Source organism: Caballeronia mineralivorans PML1(12), from assembly GCF_001028175.1.
Classification (GTDB): Bacteria; Pseudomonadota; Gammaproteobacteria; order Burkholderiales; family Burkholderiaceae; genus Caballeronia; species Caballeronia mineralivorans.
The window spans coordinates 1-10,261 of the sequence record NZ_AEJF01000140.1; the positions used below are offsets into that span (position 1 = coordinate 1).

Below are 10,261 nucleotides of genomic sequence, written 5' to 3' on the forward strand. Positions count from 1 at the left end.
GCTGGCCGACGGCGAGGTCGCGCGCACCCAGTCGCTGTTCGACAAGGGCCTCGCCACCGCATCGCAACTGGCCGCCGCACGCAAGGCGGCGCAGGATGCCCGTGAGGCGCTGGCGTCGCAGGAAACAACCGGGATCACGAGCGGCAGCAAGGTCGTGACTTCTCCCATCGACGGCGTGGTGCTGCAGGTGTCAGTAGGACAGGGTGATCAGGTCCAGGCCGGCGCGCCGATCGTGCAGCTTGCCGGCACGGACAACGGCCGGGAGGCGCGTGGCAACGTGATGCTGGCGGTGGAGCCCTCGGACGCCGTCAACATCCATGCCGGCGATGAGGTCCGCTTACGCGGCCTTTCAAGCTCGCTCGCGAAGGTTTCGATGACGGGGCGCGTGGTCCTGGTGGGTGCGTCCATCGACACGCAAAGCCAGCTCGTCGATGTGGGCGCGAACGTGCCGCTCGGCAATAGCGCGTTCATTCCGGGCACGCACGTGGCCGCCGATATCGATACGAACCGCGGCATGCACTGGGTCGTCCCGCGCTCGGCCGTGCTCAAGGACGAGCACGGCGATTTCATCTTCCAGGTTGCGTCCGGCAACAAGGCGCATCGGGTGAACGTGGTCACGCAGATAGAGGACAGCGATCGTTATGGCGTCGACGGTCCGCTGAACGCGGCGCAACCGGTGGTGGTCAGCGGCAACTATGAACTGAAGGATGGCATGACGGTGCAGGGCGCCGGAGGCGCGCCGCGATGAACTTCGGCCAATGGATGCAGGCTCATCGACGCTCGTTGTTGTTCGTGATTGGATTGCTCGCTGTCGCAGGCGCGCTCACCGCGTTCCGGCTGCCGATCTCGCTGTTTCCGAACGTTGCGTTCCCGCGTGCAGTCGTCTCGCTCGATGCCGGCGACCGTCCCGCCGAGCAGATGGCGACGCTCGTCACCATGCCGGTGGAGGAGGCGCTGCGGCGCGTGCCGAACGTACTCGATGTGCAATCGAAGACCAGCCGCGGGTCCGCCGAGATATCGGTGAACTTCAACTGGGGCACGGACATGGCGCAGGCCACGCTGCAGGCGCAATCGTCCATTGCCGAGATCCTTGGCACCTTGCCGCAGGGGACGTCGATGCAGGTCCGGCGCATGGACCCGACGGTGTTTCCGGTGCTCGCGTATAGCCTGACGTCGAAGCAGCAATCGCTCTCGGCGCTGCACGATCTGGCGCAGTTCCAGATGCGGCCGCTGTTGTCGGGGGTGGAAGGGGTGGCGCGCGTGGACGTGACGGGCGGCGCGACCGACGAGTTCGAAGTGGCCGTGGACCCGGCCCGCCTCGCGGCCTACAAGCTCTCGCTCGCCGATGTATCGAAGGCTATTGGGGCGAGCAACGTGCTGATGGCGACCGGGCGGATCGAGGACCACTACAAGCTCTACCTGGTCATCGCCGACGCGACCATCACCCAGCTCGACGATCTGAAAAACGTGGTGGTCACCTCGAACGGTCCGGCGCAAGTCCGGCTCGGCGATGTGGCCACGGTGCGCGCGGGCGTCACGCCGCAATGGATGCGCGTGACCGCCGACGGGCAGGACGCGGTGCTCATCAACATCTACCAGCAGCCCGGCGCGAACAGCGTCGCCATGGCGAAGGCGATCCGCGCGAAGCTGAGCGCGTTCCAGCCGCAGATGCCGCCGGGTGTGCGCTTCGCCAACTGGTACGACCAGAGCGAACTGGTGACCGCCGCGGCCACGAGTGTGCGCGACGCCATCATGATCGGCGTGGTGCTCGCCGCGCTGACGCTGTTCGCGTTCCTGCGCAACTGGAAGATCACCGCGATCGCCGTCGCGCTGGTACCGGTCGTGATGGCCGCAACCATCCTGCTGCTCGATGTGTTCGGCATGGGCTTCAACATCATGACGCTCGGCGGCATGGCGGCGGCGGTGGGTCTCGTGATCGACGACGCCATCGTGATGATCGAGCATATTGTGCGGCGCATGCGCGAGGGCGGCGCGAATGCATTTCACGGCCGCGTGATGGCGGCAGCACTCGAGTTCACCCGGCCGCTCGCGGGGTCGTCCGCGGCGACGCTGATCATCTTCGTGCCGCTGGCATTCCTCTCTGGCGTGACCGGCGCGTTTTTCAAGGCGCTTTCGGTGACCATGGCGAGCGCGCTCTTCATTTCGTTCATGGTCACATGGCTTGCCGTGCCCATACTCTGTGACCGATGGCTCAAGCCGAAGGACGCGGAAGAGCATAGCGAGACCCGTTTCGCGACCTGGATGAACAGGCGTTACGCCAAGTTGATCGGAGGCGTCAGCGCACGGCCGGCGCTCGTGCTGATCGGTCTTGTACCGCTGGTTATTGTCGCTGTGTTTGCTTTCACACGGGTTGGCAGCGGCTTCATGCCGACCATGGACGAAGGCGGTTTTGTGCTCGACTATCACACCGAGCCGGGTACATCGATCAGCGAAACCGACCGGCTGATGAAGCAGGTCGAGGCCATTGTCAGTGCGAATCCGAATGTCTCGACCTACTCGCGGCGAACCGGCGCAGGTCTGGGCGGGGACCTGAACGAACCGAACCGGGGCGACTTCTTCGTGCGGCTGAAGTCGAAGAACCGCGAGCCTATCGAAACCGTGATGGAGGAGATTCGCACGAAAGTGGAAACGGATGTGCCGGGGGTCAGTATCGAACTGGCGCAGCTGATGGAGGACCTGATCGGCGATCTGACGGCGGTGCCGCAACCTGTGCAGATCAAGATTTACTCCGACGACCAGAACACCCTCAACTCGACCGCCAGGAACGTAGCGGCGGCGATCGGCAAGGTCCAGGGCGTGGTCGATGTGAACGACGGCATCAATCCCGCCGGCGACGCGCTCGAACTGCACATCCGGCCGGACGCGGCGGCGGCTGAAGGCATGGATGCCCAGAGCATCGCGCAGGCCGTGTCCGACATGGTGGAAGGCAACGTCGCTACGCAATTTCAGGTTGGCCCCAAGACCGTGGCAATCCGGGTCCGGGTGGCCGGTGCGCTTGCACTCACCGATACCCAGCTCGGCCAGTTGCAGATCCGCGCGCCCGACGGCCATCTGTTTGCGCTGAATCGCGTGGCCACGCGCGTGGCCGTGACCGGACAGCCGGAAGTGAGCCGTGACAATCTGAAGCGCATGGTCGCGGTGACGGCGCGTATCGATGGACGCGATCTCGGCTCGACCATTGCTGATGTGCAAAAAGTGCTCACTACGGCCAAGCTGCTGCCGGCCGGCGTGTATTACGAGCTCGGCGGTTTGTATCAACAGCAGCAGATCGCCTTCAAGGGTCTGATGATCGTATTCGGCGCGGCTGTTGCGCTGGTGTTCGGCCTGTTGCTGTTTCTCTACGAGCGTTTTCGCATTGCGCTGGCCGTGCTTGCCATGCCGTTGCTTGCCACCGGCGCGGTGTTCATCGGCTTGTGGGTCACCAACATCGAGCTCAACATCTCCGCGATGATGGGCATGACGATGATCATCGGCATTGTCACTGAGGTGGCGATCTTCTATGTATCGGAGTTGCAAGGCCTGATGCGCGACGAAGAGATGCCGCTCAGCCGGGCGTTGATCGAAGCGGGCAAGAACCGCTTGCGGCCTATCGCCATGACGACCATCGCGGCCATTCTTGCGTTGCTGCCACTGGCGTTTGCGCTGGGCCAGGGATCGGCCATGCAGCAACCGCTGGCGGTGGCGATCATCTCGGGCCTGATCGTGCAGTTGCCGCTGGTGTTGCTGCTGTTGCCGGTGTTGCTGCAGTTGTTGATGAAACCGCGGCGCTGATGGAATGAACAAAGGGCGCTGAAAAGCGCTTATGCAGTGATCCTTAACATCTCCTTATCTACTTAAGACTTGTTTTATCGATCGATCAAGCGACCCCAAAAGCTTAAGCGTCACTTAAGCAAGTGCATGGGACACTGTCTGTAACTGTGTGTAATAATCCATGCCCGTCCCGATGGTTCGTCTGAAAGCAGCTTTAATGAATATTCAAAACGTCCGCCGCTGGGCGCCGCGCGGAAAGCGAGTGTGGTTATTCAGCGCGCTGGCGCTTTGCGTTGCAAGCGCGGTCAGGCTTGCCCTGCACCCGTTTCTGGGCCCGGTCATGCCGGGCGTCGCATTCGCCATCGCGGCCGCGATGGTCGAATACTTCTTTGGCCTTATCCCCGCACTGACGGTGATGCTGCTGGGCTTGGGCATCGCGGATTTCCTGTTTGTGCCCCCTTACGGCCAGATTGACGTCGTCAATCGCGCCGACATCATGCTGGCGATTTCTTACCCGCTGGTAACACTGTTCACGATCACCCTTATTGAGCGCCTGCGGCGCGCGCAGTTCAGTGCGGAACTGATCGCGGCAGTGGCGATGTCGCGCTATGAAATGCTGCTACGTGCGGACAATGAACGTGCGCTGTCGCGCCGGGCCGTGGACGAAACGCATCGGCTGATCCGGCATCTTCCGCATTACCACGACGCCATCATCTTGTTGCAGGCGGTCGATCGCAACGCGGCGCAGGGCGCCAAGGAAATGGCGCCAGGGCGGCTTTTTACCGACGCGCATCCCGACGATATCGAACGGCTCCAGCGTGGTTTACAGCCGGGGCGTCATCGCGTGCGGATTGGTTCCGGGGACGGCGCGCATAAACTCGTGGATTGCATCTGCGAGCGCTTCACCACGCATGCCGGTGAATTCCTGATCCTGCGTACGGTTGAATAGCTTGACTAAAGAAAAGTCCGCGTTGAACAGTTCCATCTTTTATCCAGGCAGCGATCACGCCGTCCTGATGCTGCACGGCCTGTCCAGTTCGCCGCTCGAAATGCGCCATCTCGCGCGTTACCTGAATAGCGAAGGGCTCACCACGTGCGCGCCCAACCTCCACGGCTACAGCGCGGGCACGCCGGAACTGCGCATGGAAGCGTGGCTCGAGGCAGCGGTCAGGGAGTTCGATGCGCTGAGTGCGCGGTACCCGCGTGTGTCCGTGTGCGGTCTCTCCATGGGCGCAACGCTCGCGCTGGCGCTCGTGCGCGAGCGCCCCAGCGTGCAGGCCATCGTGCTCCTGTCCGTCACGCTCAAGTACGACGGATGGGCGATGCCGTGGTATCGATTCCTGCTCGGCTGGGCCTACTACACGCCGTTGCGCCAGCGCTGGCGTTATAAGGAGGAGGCGCCGTTCGGGCTGCGCAACGAGGCACTGCGAGCGAAGATCGGCCGGGCGATGCAGCGCAACGACCTGAGCGAAGTCGGTCCGTCGAGCATCTCGCTTCCCGCACTGCACGAGGCCAGCCGGCTGGCCGCGAGCGTCAGCAAGACGCTGTCGGCGCTCAAGAACGATTGCCTCCTGATCCATGCCATCGACGACGAGACGTCCAGTCCGCGCAACGCGCAATTCGTTGCGTCGAACATCGGCTCGACGGTTTTGCGCACCATCTATCTCGACGACTCGTACCACATGATCACCTCCGACAATGAGCGGGAGATCGTTGCGCGCGAGACGGCCGTATTTCTTAAGGAAAGCGAAGCCGCCAGCAACGCCGCGGGCGGCGCGAAGCCGGTGGTATCGAAGGCGCTTGCCAGACGCCTCAGGCAGATGGCGTCCATTAGCAAATAAAGCCTGGACGGCGATCCGGCGCCCATCCGCGGCGCCGAAGCTTTCAAAACAATTTTTGGTAACTTAACGCTCCGCGCGCGGATAAGCGTCGCTTAAGCATGGCCCACGCACTCTACGGCGAGCGTGGGCCTTTTCGTTTCCTTACCGGTCGAAATGGGCTCAGCATCGAATGGACGCGGGGCTTCGTTCGATATTGAAAGCGAATTCCGCTTGGCGCCAGCCCGATGAGACTTTTATGGAACCCACTTTGTCGATCGCATTGCGCGCTCATGTCGTGCTGTTGTCGGCATCGGTGGTGGTGCTGACGGCGGTATGCCTTTGCATCGTCTTGTTGCTGCATGTGCCGCTGGGCCATTCGGGGACGTTCGAACTCAGGGCAGCGGTATTCGGCATGGCGGTGCTCGCCATGCTTTATGTGCGCCATAAGGCAAGCCATGCGTTCAGGGCCGCCTTGCAGGATCGCCAGATCAGCTTAAGCGACGTCAATGCGAACGGTGTTTCTATTGCGGACGGATGCCCGCACGCCTGGCTGGTTCAGATGTATGCCGAGCTTTGTCCGGCGGCGGCGCGTCGGCAGATCATGTCCAGAGAACACGCGCCCCGACTATGAGCGATAGACGGTTGCCGTCAATCGCTCATTTTTTGTTCTGGTCAGGTGCGACTGACACTCACTGCGACGGTCTGGCCTGCGCTCAAAAGTAGTGGCAGACGTAGTCGACCGTTTCAAGCACTTCAATTTCGAAGCTGGCGTTGCCGGGCACCGTAATGGACTCGCCCGCAACGTACTCGCGCCACGCTTCTTCCCCCGGATTGCGCACGCGGCATCGGCCGGCGTTGATGTCCAGTTGCTCGGGCGCCTGCGTCGAGAACGTCAGCGAGGCGGGGAAAATGACGCCCAGCGTCTTGCGCGTGCCATCGCCCAGCAAGATGGTATGCGAGACACATTTACCATCGAAGTAAATGTTCGCGCGCTTGACGATAGAGACGTTGTCGAATTGTGCAGTCGTTGTCATGCGTGAGAGTTCCTGTAGTCCAGTTTGTTTATTGATGGCGCGTGGACCATGCCTTGGGCAGGGTGATTTATCGAGTTGCCGGGCAAAACATAATCATTATCCTTTGGAATGGCAATAGCTCCGATGTGAGCGTTCTGCGCGAACAGAAAGCGTAGAAACCTCAGATGGGAAAACTGGTCGTCGACAAAATTTCTTTCAGGACCATGAACGTCCTGACTTGCCGCACGCCCGGCAAGTAAAGCAACTGCTCGGCATGCAGGCGGTTAAAGCTCTCGCTATCCCGCGTGCGTACCAGCATGAAGCAGTCGAACTCACCCGTCACGATGTGGCACTCCATGCATCCCGAGACCTTTTGCGCGGCTTTCTCAAAGGCCGCGAAGGACTCGGGCGTCGAGCGGTCAAGCACGACACCGATAATCATCAGCATGCCCGCGTTGAGCTTCTTGGGCTCCAGCAACGCGACGATTCCCCGGATCAGACCCGCTTGCTTAAGCCGCTCGACGCGGCGCAAGCAAGCCGGCGCGCTAAGGTTCACCTTAGCCGCCAGCGCGACGTTGGAAATAGAGGCGTCGCGCTGAAGCAGCCTTAGGATCGCGCGGTCGACGCGGTCCAGTTCGGCGCCCGACGCATCGCTCGCAAGCGGATTAGCACGAACTTTTGTTGCGTTCATCAGCATTTCTCCACATGTTAATTACGTCGATCAAGCATTCATTCAGTGAGAATTAAACAAACGACAATTTATTCGCAACCCTGCCTCTGGCAAAGTTTTTTACCATACTTCTCATCGACGCAAATTAATGCGACGACTTTGCTGTCTATCGGAGCGACACATGAACCTCAAGAAATTCCCCCGTCACGCGCTCACGTTCGGGCCGACGCCGATCCAGCCGCTCGCACGGCTGTCAGATCATCTTGGCGGCAAGGTCCAGCTCTACGCCAAGCGTGAGGACTGCAACAGCGGCCTCGCATTCGGTGGCAATAAGACGCGCAAGCTCGAATACCTGATCCCTGAAGCGATCGCTCAAGGCTGCGACACGCTGGTGTCCATCGGCGGGATTCAGTCGAATCAGACCCGTCAGGTTGCAGCCGTTGCAGCGCACCTCGGAATGAAATGCGTACTGGTGCAGGAAAACTGGGTCAACTATTCGGATGCCGTGTATGACCGTGTCGGCAACATCCAGATGTCGCGGATCATGGGCGCGGATGTGCGTCTGGTCGCCGATGGTTTCGACATCGGCTTTCGCAAGAGCTGGGAAGATGCGTTGGAGAGTGTCCGGCAAGCAGGTGGCAAGCCTTACGCCATTCCCGCCGGTTGTTCGGACCACCCGCTAGGTGGCTTGGGGTTCGTGGGTTTTGCCGAAGAAGTGCGTCAGCAGGAAGCGGAACTTGGCTTCAAGTTCGATTACATCGTGGTCTGCTCGGTGACGGGCAGCACCCAGGCCGGCATGGTCGTGGGCTTTGCGGCAGACGGGCGCGCGGATCGCGTGATTGGCATTGATGCATCGGCCAAGCCTGAAAAGACGCGTGACCAGATCTACCGGATCGCGCGGCAAACGGCGGAGCAGGTCGAGCTTGGACGCGACATCACCTTGAACGACATCGTGCTCGATGAACGTTATGGCGGTCCCGAATACGGTTTGCCGAATGCAGGCACGCTCGATGCAATCCGCCTGTGCGGGAAGCTGGAAGGCGTGTTGACCGACCCCGTGTACGAAGGCAAGTCGATGCACGGAATGATCGATAAAGTGAAGCGCGGTGAGTTCCCGGAAGGCTCGAAGGTGCTCTATGCGCATCTCGGCGGCGTGCCGGCGTTGAACGCTTATAGCTTCCTGTTCCGCGAGGGTTGATCGGGTGATTGTCCGGGGCGAAGCGTTCTCGTGATGGCGGGGCGCTTCGTTCCGGGCCGTCGTTGCCGGCACGAGAACGACGGCGCCTTGTCGCCATGGTCCGGCTCCGCACGTTAAGATCGGGAACGTACCGATCAGTCCACCCATCGATGACCAAGAAACTCACGCAGGCCCCGGAAGAATCCGCCGGACGCAAACGCCGTCCCGCTCTCCGGCTCGCTTATGTAATCGGCAGTCTCGACCGGATCTTGCGGCGCCGGATGACCGAGGCGCTCGCTCCGCTCGGTCTGACGCTCTCTCAGTTCACCGCCATGTCCGTTCTTGACGCTCGCGGCCAGGCCTCGAACGCCCAGCTCGCGGAACGTTCGCTGATTACCCCGCAGTCGGCCAATGAGGTCATGAACGCAATGGCGACCCGCGGTTGGATCACGCGGGAACCTGACCCTACGCATGGGCGCATTGTCCTGCTGCAACTGACCGACGAAGGCCGTGAAGTCCTTCGGCAGTGCGAGCAGGCCGTGCGCACGATCGAGGCGCAGATGCTCACCGGTATCGAACCGGATGTTGCGACCTCGCTGCAAAGCCACCTCGAAACCTTCGTGCGCAACCTGCGCGGTTAGTCCCTCCTTGTTCAAAAAAGCCTAGGTGTTTTCACCGAATCAATCGCACTTGCTATATCAGGCTACCTGATATTAAATGGAGTCCAAGGCAGGTGATCGTTTAACGATTTCGCCGCTTATTCAAGCCATTTATCAGGAAATTGACATGAGCAATTACGAAGGTCGCTGGACCACGGTGGACGTAAAAGTCGAAGACGGTATTGCCTGGGTGATGTTCAATCGCCCGGATAAGCGTAACGCGATGAGCCCCGCGCTCAATGCCGAAATGGTCCAGGTGCTGGACGCGCTTGAACTCGACGCCGCCGCGAAGGTGCTCGTGCTGACCGGCAACGGCGCTGCGTGGACGGCAGGCATGGACCTCAAGGAATACTTCCGCGAAGTCGACGCCGGTCCGGAAATCCTGCAGGAAAAAATCCGTCGCGATGCATCGGAATGGCAGTGGCGGCGTTTGCGGATGTACGCAAAGCCGACCATCGCGATGGTGAACGGCTGGTGTTTCGGCGGCGGTTTCTCGCCGCTCGTTGCGTGCGATCTGGCGATTGCTGCCGACGAAGCCGTCTTCGGTCTCTCCGAGATCAACTGGGGCATCCCGCCCGGCAACCTCGTGAGCAAGGCGATGGCGGACACGGTCGGTCACAGGCGTGCGCTGCATTACATCATGACGGGCGATACGTTCACGGGCGTTGAAGCTGCCGACATGGGCCTCGTCAACAAGAGCGTGCCGCTCGAGCAATTGCGCGCCGAAACTATCGCGCTCGCGGCGAAGCTGCTGGAGAAGAACCCGGTCGTATTGCGCGCGGCGAAGAATGGCTTCAAGCGTTCGCGCGAACTCACGTGGGAGCAAGCCGAAGACTATCTGTACGCGAAGCTCGACCAGGCCCAATTGCGCGACCCGGAGCAAGGCCGCGAGCAGGGCCTCAAGCAGTTTCTCGACGACAAGGCGATCAAGCCTGGCCTGCAGGCCTATAAGCGTTGAAATGACGGTTGAGGAGACAGGTCGATGAACGAAATCAGCATGCTGATCGGCGGCAAGGCGCGGCAGGCCGCGGACGGCGCCAGCTTCGAACGGCGCAATCCGGTGAGCGGTGAAGTCGCGACGCGCGCGCCGGCTGCAAGCATTGTCGATGCTGATGCAGCGGTGGAAGCCGCGCACGCCGCGTTTCCCGCAT

General features: G+C 61.3%; 10 protein-coding genes and 1 pseudogene. 9 read left to right on the forward strand and 2 right to left on the reverse strand.

All coding sequences use genetic code 11. The features are described from left to right. The 5 genes from EOS_RS22720 to EOS_RS22740 form a co-directional block, all read left to right on the forward strand. Nucleotides 1–748 (forward strand): efflux RND transporter periplasmic adaptor subunit (locus tag EOS_RS22720; protein ID WP_047848967.1); only part of this gene is annotated, 748 nt, incomplete at its 5' end. After that, nucleotides 745–3,792, forward strand: coding sequence for an efflux RND transporter permease subunit (locus EOS_RS22725; protein WP_047848968.1), 3,048 nt, complete (start codon nt 745–747; stop codon nt 3,790–3,792). The genes EOS_RS22720 and EOS_RS22725, both read left to right, overlap by 4 nt. A gap of 196 nt (nt 3,793–3,988) precedes the next feature. Further along, entirely contained in the window at nt 3,989–4,720 is a 732-nt protein-coding gene (locus EOS_RS22730; RefSeq protein WP_047848969.1) for a DUF4118 domain-containing protein, read from the forward strand. Between the two features lie 22 nt (nt 4,721–4,742). After that, complete coding sequence (locus EOS_RS22735) at nt 4,743–5,612, forward strand: alpha/beta hydrolase (protein ID WP_268760347.1); 870 nt, start codon at nt 4,743–4,745, stop codon at nt 5,610–5,612. 235 nt (nt 5,613–5,847) lie between these two features. Then, nucleotides 5,848–6,222, forward strand: a complete 375-nt coding sequence (locus EOS_RS22740) for a hypothetical protein (protein ID WP_047848970.1) — start codon at nt 5,848–5,850, stop codon at nt 6,220–6,222. A gap of 82 nt (nt 6,223–6,304) precedes the next feature. On the opposite strand, the gene ppnP is transcribed toward EOS_RS22740, so the two are convergent. Together ppnP and EOS_RS22750 are read right to left on the reverse strand one after the other, a co-directional pair. Continuing rightward, entirely contained in the window at nt 6,305–6,625 is a 321-nt protein-coding gene (ppnP, locus tag EOS_RS22745) for a pyrimidine/purine nucleoside phosphorylase (RefSeq protein ID WP_047848971.1), read from the reverse strand. A gap of 160 nt (nt 6,626–6,785) precedes the next feature. Next, a complete protein-coding gene (locus EOS_RS22750; RefSeq protein WP_047848975.1) occupies nt 6,786–7,295 on the reverse strand; it encodes an Lrp/AsnC family transcriptional regulator in 510 nt (169 codons plus the stop codon). Between the two features lie 160 nt (nt 7,296–7,455). Here EOS_RS22750 and EOS_RS22755 point away from each other — a divergent pair, with 160 nt between their 5' ends. The 4 genes and pseudogenes from EOS_RS22755 to EOS_RS46385 form a co-directional block, all read left to right on the forward strand. Continuing rightward, nucleotides 7,456–8,472, forward strand: coding sequence for a 1-aminocyclopropane-1-carboxylate deaminase (locus EOS_RS22755; RefSeq protein WP_047848972.1), 1,017 nt, complete (start codon nt 7,456–7,458; stop codon nt 8,470–8,472). 149 nt (nt 8,473–8,621) lie between these two features. After that, entirely contained in the window at nt 8,622–9,092 is a 471-nt protein-coding gene (locus EOS_RS22760; protein ID WP_047848973.1) for a MarR family winged helix-turn-helix transcriptional regulator, read from the forward strand. A 145-nt stretch (nt 9,093–9,237) separates the two neighbouring features. Further along, nucleotides 9,238–10,068 (forward strand): p-hydroxycinnamoyl CoA hydratase/lyase, encoded by an 831-nt coding sequence (locus tag EOS_RS22765; RefSeq protein WP_047848976.1) that lies wholly within the window; start codon nt 9,238–9,240, stop codon nt 10,066–10,068. 24 nt (nt 10,069–10,092) lie between these two features. Continuing rightward, nucleotides 10,093–10,261: pseudogene (locus EOS_RS46385) on the forward strand (salicylaldehyde dehydrogenase); the annotation flags it as partial.